Raw genomic sequence first — 16,002 nt, forward strand, 5'->3', positions numbered from 1 at the left:
ATGAATTTAAGGCCGATGTTCAACGCATATCCCGACAGTTTGGGAAAAAGACTCGACTCTGCTGTAAAGTTTCTTTCAGCGCCTGAAGTAAAAAATACTTTTGAATCTTTTTATATTTTGCCAAGCATTTTTAATTCAGATTTGGATCGCGGATTTTCTGTAATCGATTACGACTTAAACAGAGAACTTGCCGCTCCTGAGGACATAGAAAACATTAAGAAAAATAATGTTTCTTTGATGATGGATTTTGTGTTGAATCATGCTTCTGTTCAAAGCCCTCAGTTTCAGGACATACTCAACAACGGAAATAAATCAAAATATAAAGATTTTTTTATCGACTGGAACAAATTTTGGGAAGGCTGCGGAGAGATTGGGCAAGATGGTTACATTATCCCTGAAGATAAGTACATCAAAAATATGTTCTTCCGCAAAAAAGGGCTTCCTGTTCTTGTAGTTGAATGCAAAGACGGCACAAAAATTCCTTATTGGAATACTTTTTATCAAGAAAAAACTGAAAACGGCTACCTTGGGCAGATGGATCTCAATTTGAACAGCCCTCTTGTTTCGGATTTCTATAGACAGACAATCGAAAAACTTGCATCTTACGGGGCAAAATATATCCGTCTTGACGCATTTGCTTATGCATGCAAAAAAGTCGGGGAGCGAAACTTCTTTAATCCTGAAGATACATGGAAACTTCTCGGGGAAATCAATTCAATGTGTCAGAAACGCGGAATTGAAGTTCTTCCTGAAATTCATGCTGAATACAGTGAGGGAATATACAAACAGATGGCAGAAAAAGGGTATCTCTTCTATGATTTTTTTATGCCAGGCCTTATTTTATATTCAATTGAAAAACACGATAGCTCTTTGCTCACAAAATGGGCAAACGAGATAATCGAAAATAATTATAAAACAGTCAGCATGCTAGGCTGCCATGACGGTATCCCTCTGCTCGATTTAAAAGGACTTGTCCCTGAAGAAGAAATTCAACAACTCACAGAAACAATCCTCAGCCGCGGCGGAATTATCAAAAATCTTTACGGTCAAAAAAATGTTTATTATCAGGTGAACTCGACGTATTACAGTGCTCTCGGAGCTGACGACAAGAAGATGCTTTTTGCAAGGGCTCTTCAGATTTTCATGCCGGGGAAACCGCTAGTTTGGTATCTTGATTTATTTGCCGGTAAAAACAATCTTGAGCGTGCAGAAAAACTTGGACATAAAGAAATTAACAGGTCAAATCTTTCTATGGAAGAAGTTACAGAAGACCTTAAAAAGCCTGTTGTCGCAAAACAACTGGAGCTTTTGAAATTGAGAAACAACAATCCTGCATTTGATTTGAATTCAAAAGTTGATGTTCAGGGGCATGGCAGCAAGCTGACAATTATCTGGAAAGGTAAAAAAAACTCAGTTAAATTTACAGCAGATTTTAATGATTATTCATATTCTTATGAGGAGATGTCATAAAAATCACTTATGCCGCTAACGTTAATGCGGTGTTTCTATAGGAGATAAAACAAATGATTCATGAAAAAATAGAGTTACCTGTTCAGTACAGAGAAAAAGGAATTAAGAACAACAATTTTATTCCGTATATCAAAACATATATCCTCGACAACTATCAGGAAATAGATATGCAGCGCCGTCGCCCAACAATCGTGATATGCCCGGGCGGAGGATACGAAATCGTGAGCGACAGGGAAGCAGAAGCTGTTGCAATTAAAATGAATTCTTATGGTTTCAACGCAGTCATTCTCTGGTACAGCATTAAACCGATGCAGTTTCCTGCAAGTCTTTTGGATTTGTGTGAAGCAGTTCACTATATCAGAGAACGCGCAAAAGAATGGCATGTAGATGAAAACAAAGTGATTGTCGGCGGATTTTCTGCCGGCGGCCATCTTGCTGCGAGCCTTGGAGTTTACTGGAACAAATCTCTAATTCAGAAATTTTTGCCATATACAGCAGATTCTATAAAGCCGAACGGACTTATGCTTTGCTATCCGGTTATCACTACCGGAAAAAGAGCGCATCAAGGGTCAATCACAAACGTCATCGGGTGCAGCAAAGATTACACAGAAGCTGATGTAAAACTCGATACCCTTGTTGATAAAACTCTTCCGCCTGTTTATATGTGGCATACGTTTGATGACGACTGTGTCCCTCTTGAAAATAGCTTGTGTTTTGCCCGCTCATGTTATGAACAAAATGTCCCGGTGGAATATCATGTGTTTAAACACGGAGTTCACGGGCTTTCTCTTGCGACTGAAGAAACTGCAGGGAATTTCAGAGCCGGAGTTCAAAGCGAATGTTCAGTTTGGCCGGATTTATTCAAAGCTTGGGTTGAAGCTCTGAATTAGCCTTAGGTCTTTATTCATTTTTAGCCTCAAATATCGCTGAAAAAGTAAAAAAAATCAAAAAAAGCAAAAATAAATTTGACAGACAGAATGTAAGCGCTTACACTATAAGCATGAAAGCGCTTACATCAATTACAACAATGCAGGAACTGGCAGATGCATCAGGAGTATCCCTTGCAACTGTTTCCAGAGTATTCAGCAATAGCGATAAGGTTTCGGCTAAAACTAAGGAAAGAGTAATGGAGCTGGTTCGCCAGTCCGGCTTTAGTCCTAACGAAACTGCAAGAACCATGGCAGCAGGAAAATCCCGACTTATCGCAGTGATATTGCCGGATATTGAAAACCCTTTCTTTTCGGGGCTTTTGTCGGAAGTGGAAGAAAATTGTGTGAAAAATGGGTATTCCATGATTTTTTTTAACTCCAACGGAGATAGCAAAAAAGAAAGAGAAATTGTTAGTAAAATGATGGCCCGTCAGGCAGATGGAATGTTGATCTGTATGACAAAAGTAAAATCTGAGATGATTCCGGTTTTAAAAACTGCAAAATTCCCTGTAGTTGTTATGGCCAGAAACATTGAAGGTTTGAATTCAGTTGGAATCGATCACCTTGCCGGTGGTCGTCTTGCAGCTGAATATCTTATTAAAAAACAGTGTAAACGATTCTTCTTCTTCGGTTTACGAGAAGATGAAAAGTTCATTGGTTTTAGAGATGAACTGCTTGCCAATGGTGTTGAAGAAAAAGACATCCGGGTATTTGGGAACCAAAACTGGTACTTTAATGATTTTGATAAAGCTGCCGGTATAATGGACGATTTTGTGCAGAAAAATGTGAAAGATTCAAAAGTAGGACTTTTCTGCGTAAATGACCTTTTTGCAGTTCAGGCAATCAGTGCGGCGCACAGGAACAATGTTGGTGTTTCCGGGCAGCTTAGTATTGTAGGTTTCGATAACACAATGCTTTGTGGCATGACTTTTCCATTGTTGACTTCTATCGATCAACCTTTGGATTTGATTGCAAAAGAAAGTTTTAATTTATTGTGTGCGAAAATGAAAGAGAATGATGAAGGCAATTCGTTCATAGATAATATTTTACTTCAGCCTTCTATCATAACACGGGAATCTTAAAAAGATTCAAAATCAGTTTTTGAGAACTAAAAAAGGAGAACTTAAATGAAAAAATTAGGGTTAGTGATTGTATCTGTAGCTCTTGCAGTTTCAGTATTTACAGGATGTAGCAATAAAAAAGCTTCATCTAATTCAATCAGCATTATGTTCCAGGGTTCGGATTTGGAGCAGTCGGCACTTAAAGGTTGTGCGGAACGTTTTACGGCAGAAACAGGAATCAACGTAGAGCTTTTGTATACGCCGCACGATTCTTATACATCAAAATTGGCAAGTTTTATCAAAAATAAAAATGTCCCTGATATTATCAGCATCGACGGTCCCGTTCTCGCAAATTTGGCTTGGTCGGGAGTAATTCAGTGTGTAGAGCCATACATCTCTCAGGACATTATCGACGATATGACCCCTTCTAATGTTGAACAGTGTACTTATCCTGTTGATAAAAAGCTTTATGCTATCAGCTATGCTGACTCAACAGTTCTTTTGTACTGCAACAAAACATATTTGAATAAGATTGGTGCAAGAATTCCAAAAAGCGTAGATGACTCATGGACAGCTGCGGAATTTGATGACATCCTTACAAAACTTGCAGCTCTTCCTGAAGTAAAATGGCCGTTGGATTTAATGTGGGCTTGGAATATCGCTGGTTCGGAATGGGGTACATACGCATTTTATGAATGTCTTGCATCTGGTGGTGGAGATATCATAAACCGCAACACTTGGGTCGCAGACGGCACTTTGAACAGCGAGGCATCTGTAAATGTTTTGAAATACTTCCAGAAATGGGGAACAAACGGATGGATTGTTCCAAAATCGGCAGGAGAAAACACTCTTTACAACGATAAACGCCAGACAGCAATTGCATGGAACGGAAACTGGAACTATTTGACTTGTGAAGCTTCAATGGGTGATGAAGTTGTTGTTGTTCCTCTTCCAAACTTTGGTAAAGGAACTCGCACTCCGAACGCTACATGGATATGGGGAATTTCGGCAACTTCTAAAAATCCTGACAAAGCCGGCAAATTTTTAAACTACATGATGACAGATACAACTTTCCTCGATATTCAGGAAACAAATGCTTGTTATCCTGCTTTGAAAAAGTTTGCAGAGCGCTGCGAAGTTTATATGGATCCTGCAAAGATGGGGATCGCTTACGAGCAGTCAAATTATGCAATCAGCCGTCCGAACCATCCTGCTTATCCGACAATTACTCTTGCATTCTCTGATGCATTCGAAGCTATTTTGAACGGAGCTGATATAAAAATCGAACTCGACAAGGCAGCTCAAAAAATTGATGAAGATATAAAAGACAACAATGGTTATCCTCCGTTTGGAAAAAATTAATCGTTAGTCGCAATTGGTGGGGCTGTTTAGAATGTATTTAAACAGCCCATTTTTTTACCGGAATCAGAGGTATAAAATGGAAAAGACACCTTTCTCTTTACTCAAAGAAAAAAATATCCGTCAGGAATTGTACATGCTGCTCCCGGCGTGTGTATTGCTGATTATCTTTATGGCAGTTCCTTTCTTTTCTGCATTTGGGCTTTCTCTTACAAACCAAAAGCTTATTCCAAATCCGACTGTTTCTGCAAAATTTGTCGGACTTAGAAATTACATTCAGATTTTTAAGGATTTGAGTTTTTGGCAGGCTTTTAAGAATGTAATTCTCTTTACTGTTATGGTTATTCCTTTGCAGTGCGGATTTGCTCTTTTAATGGCAAATGCGCTGAATAAAGTTCGCTACTTAAAAGGTTTTTTGCGAAGTTTGTTTTTCCTTCCTTATATTACTCCAATGGTAATAGTTGCTGTAATTTGGAAATCTATCTATCAGTATCCTGATGGAATTGCAAACTTGACTCTTAAGATTTTAAGTTTCGGACAGGCTCATTCAATTGACTGGCTCGGAAATAAAAACAGCGCTCTGATAGCCATCACAATTCTTTCTGCATGGCAGGCTTTCGGTTTTCAGATGATTATTTATCTTGGCGCATTGCAGAGTATCCCGACTTTTCTGTACGAAGCTGCAAACATTGACGGAGCAACTTCACGGCAGGTTTTCTGGAATATAACATGGCCAAGCTTAAAAGAAACAAACACGCTTGTTTTAATCATCACAACAATTCAGGCATTAAAGCTGTTTACTCAAGTAAATATCATGACTAAAGGTGGCCCAAACGGTTCTACAAACACCCTTGTTCACTATATCTACCAAAGCGGATTTACAGGTCAAAAAATCGGGTATGCGTCTGCGGCATCTGTAATTTTATTCCTTCTTATCCTTTTTATTTTCCTTATTCAGAATAAACTTCTGCGCGGAAAAGAAGAAGCAGCAAGAGACTAGGAGGCTTAAAATGGTACGAAGTAAAGAAAAAGAAAAAATCTTTACAGTTTTCCTTTTTATTTTGGGATTAATAATCATCACTCCAATCTTTCTTATGTTCATCTCATCACTGAAAGACGATCGCTATGAAATTATGAAAGACATGGGAAGTCTTAAAGCATTTGTTGTGACAAAGCCGACTTTGCATAACTTTCAGGAGATTCTTTTTGAATCTGTTCAGAATTTTGGGCGCGCATTTATCAATTCAATGATTGTGCTTGCAGTGACAGTTATCCTCACTTCAATTGTCTGTTCTATGACAGGATATGCTTTGCAGCGCGGAAAACTGAAGATTAAAAAGTACATTTTTATCGCTGTGCTTTCACTTTACATCATTCCAATGGAATCAATCATGCTTCCGTTGATGTATCAGGTGTCGACATGGGGAATTACAGATACTTATGCGGTTCAGATTTTGCCGTTCGCTGCGAGCCCGCTATATATTTATCTTTTCTACAATTACTTTAAGGAAGTTCCCATCTCGCTTTCTGAAAATGCGGAACTTGAAGGGGCTTCGTTCTGGCAAGTTTACAAAAGTGTCTATCTTCCAATGAATAAAGCGCCTTTTATCACAGTTTGTATCCTTCAGGGAATGGACATGTGGAACCAGTATTTATGGCCGCTTTTAGTGACAACTGACCAGAGAGTTAGACCGATGTCTGTTGCGATTTCGTCATTTACGGGAACCGGCGGAGATATTTATTGGGATCAGCTTATGGCAGCTAGCGTCGTGATGCTTTTACCTGTTTTGATTTTATTTATTTGTTTCCAGAGGTACTTCGTTGAATCTGTGATTTCCTCTGCCGTAAAAGGATAATCGAATGAATGAAAATTTAAGTTTAGCACAGAAGAAGCAAGATGAACTTTTGAAAGTGATAGAAGAGTCACCTGAGATTCAGGCTCAGCGACCTGTCTTCCATTTTGCAACTTTTGGTGGCTGGTGTAACGACCCGAACGGGTTTTCCCAATTCAAAAATACAGTTCATCTTTTTTTCCAGTATCATCCTTATTCGACAAAATGGGGACCAATGCATTGGGGGCATGTGACTTCAAAAGATATGCTTAATTGGAAGTTGCAGCCCGTAGCCCTTGCGCCGGAAACGGAAGGTGACTGTAAAGGTTGTTTTTCGGGAACCGCAATCGATGATGAAGGAATACACCTTATAGCATATACGGGCGTTTCAGGAAAAGGCAATGTCGAAGTTCAAAACCAGTGTATGGCGATTGGAGACGGAGTTATCTACAACAAAATCTCTGATAAGCCGCTCATAACCGCAAAGGATATCCCTTTTGAATACAACAAAGAGCATTTCCGCGACCCTAAAATATGGAAAAAAGACGGCACTTATTATATGGCTTGCGTTATAAAACAAAATGACGATAATGGTGCTTTGATTTTGTTTCAGTCTTCAAATTCAAGAAAATGGACTTACAGAGGGATTCTCGATTCCAGCAAAGATGGACTCAGCAAAATGTGGGAATGCCCTGACGTTCTTAACCTCGACGGAAAAGACATGCTGATTCTCTCTCCGCAGGAGATGAAAGAAAATTATGATTTAGGCTTTCACAATGGAAACAACAGTCTATACATAACAGGAAGTCTGGATTACAAAAACTGCAAGTTTGCCCGAGAAACTCGTCCCGAAAACGGATATACAGCCGCACAGATCGATTACGGAATAGATTTTTATGCACCGGAGACGACAAAACTGAAAGACGGTCGTACAATTATGATAGGGTGGATGCAGTCTTGGGAGTCTTATATCACTCCCGAAGATTATATGTGGTCGGGAATGATGACGATTCCTCGAGAGCTTTCTTACAAAAATAATCAACTTTATCAGCTGCCGATAAGAGAACTTGAAAAATGGAAGTGCAACCATGAAAATGGAATCTTAAGTTCAGGGGATATGGCGCTCTCAACTAAAAAAATGGGCGAAATGCAAAGGCAGTTTGAATATGATTTAAGCATAAACAGCAAAGCCGGCGGAAAAGTTAAATTTATTTTAGGAAACACTGAAAATGAATATGTTGTTCTGGAAATCAATCTATCTGAAAATTTCATCAGTTTTGACAGGACGGCGAGCAGAACTCCGAGAGCTGTATCCTTTAGAAAAGCAAAACTCAAATCTGAAAATGATTTAATGAAAGTAAGAATTCTTTGTGACACATGCTCAATGGAAGTTTTTGTTGATGATGGAAGAATGGCTTTTACAAATGCATTTTTCTTTACAAATCCAAAATCGGGATTGATACTTATCAATGAGAGCTCGGATTCTCTGGAGTACTTTTTTTGTAATATCAAAAAAAATAAGGAGCGTTAAAATGAATAAATATGATGTAACAGCTTTAGGCGAACTGTTGATAGACTTTACGCATAACGGAACAAGTGAAGCAGGCAACTGGATAATGGAAGCAAACCCTGGAGGAGCGCCCTGCAATGTGCTTGCAATGCTTACAAAGCTTGGACACAGGACAGCCTTCATAGGACAAGTCGGAAATGACATGTTCGGTAAGATGTTAAAAAAACGAGTTTCGTCTATAAACATCGATGTTTCTAATCTTGTTTTGTCAGATGATTACAACACGACTCTTGCTTTTGTACACAACTCTCCCGATGGCGACAGAGATTTTTCTTTTTACCGCAGGGCAGGAGCAGATGCTTTTTTTGCTAAAGATAAGGTGAATGTAGAAACTGTTAAAAATTCAAAGATACTCCATTACGGAACACTCTCAATGACTAATGAACCTGTAAACGAGGCTACGATGTTTGCACTGGAAACTGCAAAGTCATTCGGTGTTTTGCGTTCCTTTGACCCGAACCTTCGTAAACCATTGTGGGATTCGTTGGAAAAAGCAAAAGAAAGAATCTGGTACGGAATTTCAATGTGTGACATCTTAAAAATTGCAGAAGAAGAACTCGAGTTTATTACAGGAAAAAATGATATTGAAGACGGTATAAATGCTATCAGAGCCAAGTATTCAATTCCATTGATCACTGTTACAAAAGGAAAGCTCGGAAGTGAAGCCTTTTTTGATGACGGAGAAGTTTCTTTGCATACTTCAAAACCAACGTTTATGAAAGTAAAAACAATCGATACGACAGGGGCTGGAGATACTTTTGCCGCTTGTGTCCTTCATGATATTCTTGAAAATGGGTATAAAACCTTTACACAAGAGCGACTGGGAGAAATTTTGACTTTTGCAAATTCAGCATCTTCTCTTATAACTACAAAAAAAGGAGCTCTGTGCGTGATGCCTGACAAAACTGAAATCGAAGCTCTGATTCAGTTTGGAAATTAAGTTTTCATGTCATTTGGTTTGTTGATGCGGTCGGAAATTTTGCGTCTTGATTTACTGTAATAGTTAACCCGCCTCGGCATATATACATGCATAACGCAATTCATTATCATTCTCTCAAATGAAATCTGCTTATATAAAGATGACCGATGGGTCGTTGTTTAAAAATATTCTGATTTTTAGCATTCCGCTTATTTTCTCAAATATTCTCCAGATTCTTTTTAACATTGTCGATATCTCTGTTGTGGGACGCTTTGCAAATTCTTTTGCTCTCGGGGCTGTCGGCTCTACATCAATGCTGATTTTGTTTTTTACCGGAATGATTATGGGCATTGCAAACGGCGTAAACGCTATCGTCGCATATTATATCGGGGCAAATAGTCAAAAAGACGTAGACGAAATTGTTATCTCTGCTTTTGTTGTCTGTCTTATCTCGGGAATTATTTTGATGATTGCAGGAATCGTTTTGAGCAGACCTGTCCTTATCTTGATGAAGACAAAATCAGAATTGCTCGATGATGCCGTCCTTTACTTCCGAATATATATGATTGGGCTTCCCGCTCTCGCAGTATACAATTACGGTTATGCGCTTTTAAGTGCAATCGGAGATACAAAAACTCCTGTCGTTTTTCTTGTGATTGCCGGCATAATAAACGTTGCGCTTGACCTTTTCCTTGTGATTGTATTCCACCTTGACGCAGTCGGCGTCGGAATTGCTAGCGTTGTCAGTCTTTGTGTTTCTGCTGTTTTGATAATGATAGTTGTCATTCGTGGGTCGGGCAGAATCAAACTCAGCTTTAGCCAAAAGGTTCATTCACAAAAAATAATCAGAATATTAAAGATTGGCATTCCGGCAGGACTTCAAAACAGTATTTTTTCATTTGCAAACATGTTTATTCAAGCTGGAGTCAACAACTTTGATGCGTACATGGTCGCAGGAAACACAGTTGCAGATAAAGCCGATGCTCTTGTTTACAATATAATGGGCGGATTTTACACTGCCTGTGCCACTTTTATAAGTCAAAATTTCGGTGCTCGCAAAAAAGACAGAGTCTTAAAAAGTTATCTTGTTGGAGTTGGATATTCATTGGTGATTGCAGTGATAGCCGGGATTCTCCTTTTGTTTTTTGGGCCGCAGTTTCTTTCTGTTTTTACAAACGACAGAATTGTTATTGAAGACGGTATGCGTCGTCTTCATATAATGGCATTTTCGTACTGGATTTCGGCATTTATGGATTGTACAATTGCCGCAAACCGTGGGCTTGGTAAGACGCTTATTCCTGTTGTTTTTGTTTTGCTCGGTTCATGCGTGTTTAGAATCATCTGGATTTACACGATTTTTGCATATTTTCAGACGATTCCTTCGCTGTTTTTGCTTTACACTTTTTCGTGGGCAATCACAGCAACAGCTGAAATCATATATTTTGCAAAGCAATACAGAGCGTGCCTCAATTAAGTTTTAAAACACGCCTATCTAGTAATTGTTGATTGTTTTGCCTGTCCAAGTCTTTTTGAATTCATCGCCGGCAGCTTTTATCACTTCTTCCATTTTATCCGTGAGGTGTTTTGCAGCGATTGCTTCAGGCAATGTTTTATAATCTGCAATTGGAATTTCAGGGAGAATTTTGAAATCGAAATAATATCTTTCAACATGATTGTAAGACCACAGAGGATCGTGTTTGCCGAGCCCGTATTTGTCTGAGCCGCCTATGAACAACGGAAGAATGTCGCAATCTGTATAGAGTGCAATTCGAGCAGCCCCTTTCTTATATTTTACATATCCGTGTCGCGGCGTTCGAGTTCCTGCAGGAAATATTATAACATTGCATCCTTTATCTGTGAGTTTTTTACATTCATCACATATGTCGTCAAAATTTGATGTATTTGTGATGTAAGCCTGTTTGATCACTCCGGCTAGAGGTGTTTTTGTAAGCCCCCCGCGGACAATGCATGTAGAATTCGGGACAAGTGACATTATGTATACAAAATCTATCAATGATGGATGATTTGCTACGATTATTTTGCTGTGGATATTTTTATAAGCCTGTTTATCTTCTACGTTGAGTTTTGAGATTCCCAAAAAATCAAAAAATCCTAAAAAATTTCTGAATGTGTGCGAGATGTATGAACGCGCTACAATGCCAAACTCATTTTTTTTTAAATTAAACAATCTGATAACTGGAAATGCAAAAAGTGCGAGGAACACAGCTCCTACTCCAAAAAAAACTATCGAAAGCACTTTTATAAGGCAACACAAATGATATCCAAAAAAATTTTTTATTTTTGGGATATCATCATGATTGTAAAGTTCGTAAAACTCTTTTTTCATAAAAATATCCTATCTTAACAGCAATTTGAGGAATTCAACAGGAGATTTGCTTACATTTGAAAAGTCGTCAAACGTTACACAATTTGATTTTTTTTCTGAGCTTACGATGCACGCAAACGCCATCGGGATATTTTCTTCAGGGCGTTTATCTCCGTAGAATTCAGGGACAAGTTCATCTGCATATACGAGGATGATTTCTTTTTCTGTTCCGGCTAGGACAGGTGCGACGGCTGTTTTAAAAGCTTCTGCAAAATCGTTGTCGGCAGGAAAGATAACCGAATAACCGCCTTTTAATCCGAACGCGAGTGTCGACGAAGAGATTGGAGTGTTAAAGACAGAAAGTGAAAAACTCGCAGGCAAAACAGATGCGCTTTCTATAAGATCTTTTGCAACTTGAAACTGACGAACAATTTCTCCGCGAAAAGAAATAAAAACTAATTTCGTATCTTTATCTATGCGAGTTTTTTCAAGGATATCGTGGACAACGTGAATCGTCATTTTTGTAATCTGGCTGAGACGCCTCCTGAACAAAGGTGACGTGTATTCTAATTTTGGAGATTCATTTGCCAATTCGATTTTTGATGAACACGTATCGTTTGCCCAGTCCTGCCATGCCTTTTTATCGTCGCCAAGTCCCGGTGCCCATGCAGTTACATCAGAAAGATTTAATGTCATAATACCTTCGTCAATATATTTTGGTTTCAATCTATAATAGATTTGCTAATTTTTCAAGATAAACGGATTGCTGCAAAATTCCGTTGCCTATACTGATAAATGATATACGCTTGCACAATGTCGGCTTATTTTATAAAATAAACGAAAATTTATTAACATTGATAGGAAGTCTGTTATGGATGATCTAAAACAACAGATAAAAGAAATAATTATCTCTTCTCTGGAAATTGAAGATTTGAGTCCTGAAGATATTGTAGATTCGGAACCGTTGTTTGGAGAAGGCTTGGGGCTCGATTCTATTGACGCATTGGAGCTTGGCGTCGCTTTGAAAAAGAAATTCGGAATTAAATTTTCATCTAAAAGTGATGATAATAAAAAATATTTTGCATCTATTGATGCACTAGCTGAATATATTTCGGCAAACAAGCAATAATAAATGGAGAGTTTTATGTCTAAAGATGAAATTTTTGATAAGGTAAAGAATATTCTTATTTCAGAGTTTGAAATCGATGAAAAAGACATTACTCCTGATGCGCTTCTCGGAGACGATCTTGACCTCGACTCGATAGATTCTATAGACCTTATCGTGAAGATGAAAGAATTTATGCCGGCAGATAAAGGCAACGTAGATCCTTCAATCTTCAAAACTGTAAAAACTTTGCAGGATGTAGTAGACGCTCTTGTCCCTTATATGGCTTAGGCTTGATAAAGAGATTGATGAAAAGAATTCTTAAAGCCTTATTTTATGTAATGGCGGCAGTTTATCCAATCCTTATATTTACATTGCTTGTGATTTTTAAAGTAGATATAAGAATTTTGTCGCTGTGCATCATATTTTTAGGTGTCGTATTCTTTTTGAGTGCTACAGGAAATAAAAAGAGCGGAGAAAAAAAAGAACTGCTTGATTGGAAACCTTTCTTAAGTTCTGCGCTTCTTCTCTCTGCGGGGTTGTTTTGTTTTATAACGGGAAAAGAGCTTTTTTTAAAGTTATATCCTGTAGTTGTAAATGTAATTTTTCTTTTTGTATTTGGAAGCACTCTGTTTTTAGGGCCTTCAATAGTTTTCCGGTTTGCAACTCTCGCCGACAAATCGATTTTGAACTCCCCTTATGAGAGTCAGGTCAGACGATATTGCAGAAAAGTCACTGTGATATGGTGCTGCTTTTTTATATTTAATGGAAGCGTTGCCTGCTATACGACTTTCTTTTGCTCTAAAGAGATGTGGGCTTTATATAACGGCGGAATATCTTATGTGCTCATGGGCTTTTTATTCGCCGGTGAATTTATAATCAGAAAATTGGAGAATAAAAAAATGGTGAAGCAATATTCTATTGCAAAATTTAACTCAAAATCACGACAAGATGATTACGTGATGAGTTATGACGGAATTTGGTCTGAAAAACTTTACAAAACATGGAAAGATTTTTTGATTGATTGTGCAAAAATCAGAAGATATCTACAAGGACAGTCTGCGAACGACTATGTTTTGCATTGCGAAGACAATTGGTATTTCCTTTGCACATTTGTAGCTCTCCTTCAGTCTAAAAAGAACGTTTACATAACGCAGACTATTTCCGAATCGTATCTTTCTGAAATTTTAGACGACAACACTGTTTTTCTTACAGACCAGGCTGCCGGTGGAGCTCTTGCAACTGCATTCGTTCCTGATTTGTTTGAAAAAACGGAAACTCCATCAGAGTTGGAAATAAGGACGACTCCTCCAATCGACGAAACTGAAAATCACATTTACCTTTATACTTCAGGCAGCACAGGAAAGCCGAAAGCGATTTTGCATACTTTAAAAGAAATTGAAGAAGATAATAAAACTGTAATTTCTATCTGGGGCGAGGAATACAGCAAACGCAAACTTATCACAACTGTGAGCCAGCACCACATTTACGGTCTTTACTGGTGCATCTGCCTTCCTTTTACGATAGGAGTTCCATTCCGCCGCCGCAGGATTGAATTTCCATCAGAATTTGAAAAACTCACCGACACTTCTTATGTTTTGGTTTCAACTCCAGCGTTTATTAAAAGAACGGTAGAAACTGAGGAAAAACTCGACATGAAAGACATATTCATCTCCACAAGCGGTGGTGCACTTTCTGAAGATTTGGCAGTAAAAGCGGAAAAAGTTTTTGGATTTTGTCCGGTGGAAGGGTATGGTTCAACAGAGACTTCCGGAGTTGCATACAGACAGCAGAGCAGAGACGGACTTTGGCTTACGCCTTATGATTGTTGCAAAATTTCTGTAAATGAAAACGGCTGTTTACACGTCATCTCTCCGTTTATAAAAGACCCTAAAGGTGTTTCTACCGCAGACCTCGCTGAAATTCGCGAAGACGGAAAATTCCTTATAAAAGGGCGTTCTGATTCAATCGTAAAAATTGAAGAAAAGCGAATTTCAATGACAGAAGTTGAAAACAGGCTTTATGAATCGGGATTTGTTGAAGACGCATCTGTTGTAGCGCTTTCTAACAATGTTCGCCAGTATCTTGCCGCTGTAATTGTATTAAATGCCGGAGGAAAAAAGAAATTCGAAAATCAGGAAAAATTGGCAATCAACAGATATTTCCACGACTTTTTGATGAAATATTTTGAAAATGTTGTGATTCCTAAAAAATGGCGTTTTGTTGAAAAAATCCCAAAAGATGTTCAAGGCAAAAAACAAAAACTGGAAATTATGGAAATGTTTGAAGGAAAAAAATGAAAGAAATTAATTTTCACAGCATTGAAAACGAAAAAGTGATATCGAGAGAAGAAGATAACGTTTGTTTGGAATTTTTGATTCCTTCGACAAGCGATTTTTTTGATGGGCATTTTCCTCAATACAAACTACTCCCTGCTGTAGCTCAGTTTGAAGTTATCACACGGTTTTCGCGTAAATATTTGGGAACGCAGCGTTATGTCCCGAATATCAAAAGGGTAAAGTTTTCTGCGCCAATCAGACCGGATACTAGAATAATCTTGGAGTTGGCTAAAAGTGCAGCAAAAGAGACTGTCACTTTTAAAATGGCAGATGCCGACGCTGAAGGTAAAGTTTACTCTTCGGGTTCATTTAAATATTTGGACGAGCAGCGATGAATCTCTGTTTTGTAATTCCTGTCTATAGACACGGTTCTACAGTTGAATCTGTCGTTCAGAGTTTACTAAAATATAATTACCCGATTATTGTTGTAGATGACGGAAATGACGAAATTAATAGAGTTCGAATCAACGAGGTTGCAGAAAAATATCCTGATGTTATAACTTTAGTCACACGTGCTAAAAACGGCGGAAAAGGCAAAGCGATGACCGACGGTATTTTGAAAGCCAGTGAAATGGGAATTACACATGTTTTTCAGATTGATTCCGACGGTCAGCATGATGCAGAGAGAGCAGGGGTCTTTATTGAAAAATCTAAAAAACATCCTGAAGCAATTATATGCGGATTCCCAGAATATGAACGGTCTGCCCCTAAAAATAGAGTAAACGGACGAAAGTTTGCGAACGGCTGGATTCATTTTGTTACAATGTCAAAAGATATCAAAGATGCGATGATTGGATTTAGGATATATCCTGTTGAACAGTATTTGAGAGTGCTGAAAAAGTCGTTGTATATAGATTCAAGAATGGGTTGTGACATCGATATCCTTGTAAGAATGCACTGGTTTGGGGTTCCTGTAATTTCAGAGTCGGTAAAAGTTTCGTATCCAAAAGATGGAATTTCAAATTACAGATATGTTAGAGATACGTTGAGAATTTCGGGGACTTATGCGCGGCTGTGTATAGGTATGATTTTGCGCTTGCCTCATCTTGTAGCTAGAAAAATTAAAAAATCTCTAAAGAGGTGAACTGTGGG

General features: G+C 38.3%; 16 protein-coding genes. 14 read left to right on the forward strand and 2 right to left on the reverse strand.

Annotated features, from left to right (window positions below; translation table 11 throughout):
• The 9 genes from gtfA to H9I37_RS01845 all read left to right on the forward strand — a co-directional run bounded on the left by gtfA (window position 1) and on the right by H9I37_RS01845 (window position 10,614).
• Window positions 1–1,470, forward strand: a complete 1,470-nt coding sequence (gtfA, locus tag H9I37_RS01805) for a sucrose phosphorylase (protein WP_187380784.1) — start codon at window positions 1–3, stop codon at window positions 1,468–1,470.
• 53 nt (window positions 1,471–1,523) lie between these two features.
• The gene (locus tag H9I37_RS01810) at window positions 1,524–2,360 is read left to right on the forward strand and encodes an alpha/beta hydrolase (RefSeq protein WP_187380785.1); all 837 of its coding nucleotides are present in this window, start codon (window positions 1,524–1,526) and stop codon (window positions 2,358–2,360) included.
• A gap of 110 nt (window positions 2,361–2,470) precedes the next feature.
• Window positions 2,471–3,481 carry a LacI family DNA-binding transcriptional regulator gene (locus tag H9I37_RS01815; RefSeq protein WP_187380786.1) on the forward strand — a complete coding sequence of 337 codons (1,011 nt, stop codon included), beginning with the start codon at window positions 2,471–2,473 and terminating at the stop codon, window positions 3,479–3,481.
• Between the two features lie 45 nt (window positions 3,482–3,526).
• Window positions 3,527–4,822 (forward strand): sugar ABC transporter substrate-binding protein, encoded by a 1,296-nt coding sequence (locus tag H9I37_RS01820; protein WP_187380787.1) that lies wholly within the window; start codon window positions 3,527–3,529, stop codon window positions 4,820–4,822.
• Between the two features lie 76 nt (window positions 4,823–4,898).
• Window positions 4,899–5,819: a carbohydrate ABC transporter permease gene (locus H9I37_RS01825; protein ID WP_187380788.1), complete on the forward strand. Its 921-nt coding sequence runs from the start codon at window positions 4,899–4,901 to the stop codon at window positions 5,817–5,819.
• A gap of 10 nt (window positions 5,820–5,829) precedes the next feature.
• Window positions 5,830–6,675 (forward strand): carbohydrate ABC transporter permease, encoded by an 846-nt coding sequence (locus H9I37_RS01830; RefSeq protein ID WP_187380789.1) that lies wholly within the window; start codon window positions 5,830–5,832, stop codon window positions 6,673–6,675.
• Between the two features lie 4 nt (window positions 6,676–6,679).
• A complete protein-coding gene (locus H9I37_RS01835; protein WP_187380790.1) occupies window positions 6,680–8,182 on the forward strand; it encodes a glycoside hydrolase family 32 protein in 1,503 nt (500 codons plus the stop codon).
• Between the two features lies 1 nt (window position 8,183).
• Entirely contained in the window at window positions 8,184–9,161 is a 978-nt protein-coding gene (locus tag H9I37_RS01840; protein ID WP_187380791.1) for a carbohydrate kinase family protein, read from the forward strand.
• A 118-nt stretch (window positions 9,162–9,279) separates the two neighbouring features.
• Window positions 9,280–10,614 carry an MATE family efflux transporter gene (locus H9I37_RS01845; RefSeq protein ID WP_187380792.1) on the forward strand — a complete coding sequence of 445 codons (1,335 nt, stop codon included), beginning with the start codon at window positions 9,280–9,282 and terminating at the stop codon, window positions 10,612–10,614.
• An 18-nt stretch (window positions 10,615–10,632) separates the two neighbouring features.
• Here H9I37_RS01845 and H9I37_RS01850 read toward each other — a convergent pair whose 3' ends face one another.
• Together H9I37_RS01850 and H9I37_RS01855 are read right to left on the reverse strand one after the other, a co-directional pair.
• Window positions 10,633–11,487, reverse strand: coding sequence for a lysophospholipid acyltransferase family protein (locus tag H9I37_RS01850; protein ID WP_187380793.1), 855 nt, complete (start codon window positions 11,485–11,487; stop codon window positions 10,633–10,635).
• A 9-nt stretch (window positions 11,488–11,496) separates the two neighbouring features.
• Window positions 11,497–12,192: a beta-ketoacyl synthase chain length factor gene (locus H9I37_RS01855; RefSeq protein WP_187380794.1), complete on the reverse strand. Its 696-nt coding sequence runs from the start codon at window positions 12,190–12,192 to the stop codon at window positions 11,497–11,499.
• Between the two features lie 145 nt (window positions 12,193–12,337).
• Here H9I37_RS01855 and H9I37_RS01860 point away from each other — a divergent pair, with 145 nt between their 5' ends.
• The 5 genes from H9I37_RS01860 to H9I37_RS01880 are packed head-to-tail and all read left to right on the forward strand — an operon-like array spanning window position 12,338 to window position 15,994.
• Window positions 12,338–12,595: a phosphopantetheine-binding protein gene (locus H9I37_RS01860; protein WP_187380795.1), complete on the forward strand. Its 258-nt coding sequence runs from the start codon at window positions 12,338–12,340 to the stop codon at window positions 12,593–12,595.
• A gap of 15 nt (window positions 12,596–12,610) precedes the next feature.
• On the forward strand, window positions 12,611–12,862 hold the full coding sequence (locus tag H9I37_RS01865; protein ID WP_187380796.1) for an acyl carrier protein: 252 nt from the start codon (window positions 12,611–12,613) through the stop codon (window positions 12,860–12,862).
• Window positions 12,863–12,879: 17 nt separating this feature from the next.
• Entirely contained in the window at window positions 12,880–14,871 is a 1,992-nt protein-coding gene (locus H9I37_RS01870; protein WP_187380797.1) for an AMP-binding protein, read from the forward strand.
• Window positions 14,868–15,245, forward strand: coding sequence for an ApeI family dehydratase (locus tag H9I37_RS01875; RefSeq protein ID WP_187380798.1), 378 nt, complete (start codon window positions 14,868–14,870; stop codon window positions 15,243–15,245). The genes H9I37_RS01870 and H9I37_RS01875 overlap by 4 nt, the downstream gene beginning before the upstream one ends.
• Complete coding sequence (locus H9I37_RS01880) at window positions 15,242–15,994, forward strand: glycosyltransferase family 2 protein (protein WP_187380799.1); 753 nt, start codon at window positions 15,242–15,244, stop codon at window positions 15,992–15,994. The genes H9I37_RS01875 and H9I37_RS01880 overlap by 4 nt, the downstream gene beginning before the upstream one ends.
• Window positions 15,995–16,002 lie beyond the last annotated feature (8 nt).

Source organism: Treponema sp. Marseille-Q3903, from assembly GCF_014334335.1.
Classification (GTDB): domain Bacteria; phylum Spirochaetota; class Spirochaetia; order Treponematales; family Treponemataceae; genus Treponema_D.

What these genes read in the sequence shown, in the direction of transcription:
- gtfA (WP_187380784.1), top strand. Translation starts at nt 1, where the DNA reads ATGAATTTAAGGCCGATGTTCAACGCATATCCCGACAGTTTGGGAAAA.
- H9I37_RS01810 (WP_187380785.1), top strand. Translation starts at nt 1,524, where the DNA reads ATGATTCATGAAAAAATAGAGTTACCTGTTCAGTACAGAGAAAAAGGA.
- H9I37_RS01815 (WP_187380786.1), top strand. Translation starts at nt 2,471, where the DNA reads ATGAAAGCGCTTACATCAATTACAACAATGCAGGAACTGGCAGATGCA.
- H9I37_RS01820 (WP_187380787.1), top strand. Translation starts at nt 3,527, where the DNA reads ATGAAAAAATTAGGGTTAGTGATTGTATCTGTAGCTCTTGCAGTTTCA.
- H9I37_RS01825 (WP_187380788.1), top strand. Translation starts at nt 4,899, where the DNA reads ATGGAAAAGACACCTTTCTCTTTACTCAAAGAAAAAAATATCCGTCAG.
- H9I37_RS01830 (WP_187380789.1), top strand. Translation starts at nt 5,830, where the DNA reads ATGGTACGAAGTAAAGAAAAAGAAAAAATCTTTACAGTTTTCCTTTTT.
- H9I37_RS01835 (WP_187380790.1), top strand. Translation starts at nt 6,680, where the DNA reads ATGAATGAAAATTTAAGTTTAGCACAGAAGAAGCAAGATGAACTTTTG.
- H9I37_RS01840 (WP_187380791.1), top strand. Translation starts at nt 8,184, where the DNA reads ATGAATAAATATGATGTAACAGCTTTAGGCGAACTGTTGATAGACTTT.
- H9I37_RS01845 (WP_187380792.1), top strand. Translation starts at nt 9,280, where the DNA reads ATGAAATCTGCTTATATAAAGATGACCGATGGGTCGTTGTTTAAAAAT.
- H9I37_RS01850 (WP_187380793.1), bottom strand. Translation starts at nt 11,487, where the DNA reads ATGAAAAAAGAGTTTTACGAACTTTACAATCATGATGATATCCCAAAA.
- H9I37_RS01860 (WP_187380795.1), top strand. Translation starts at nt 12,338, where the DNA reads ATGGATGATCTAAAACAACAGATAAAAGAAATAATTATCTCTTCTCTG.
- H9I37_RS01865 (WP_187380796.1), top strand. Translation starts at nt 12,611, where the DNA reads ATGTCTAAAGATGAAATTTTTGATAAGGTAAAGAATATTCTTATTTCA.
- H9I37_RS01870 (WP_187380797.1), top strand. Translation starts at nt 12,880, where the DNA reads ATGAAAAGAATTCTTAAAGCCTTATTTTATGTAATGGCGGCAGTTTAT.
- H9I37_RS01875 (WP_187380798.1), top strand. Translation starts at nt 14,868, where the DNA reads ATGAAAGAAATTAATTTTCACAGCATTGAAAACGAAAAAGTGATATCG.
- H9I37_RS01880 (WP_187380799.1), top strand. Translation starts at nt 15,242, where the DNA reads ATGAATCTCTGTTTTGTAATTCCTGTCTATAGACACGGTTCTACAGTT.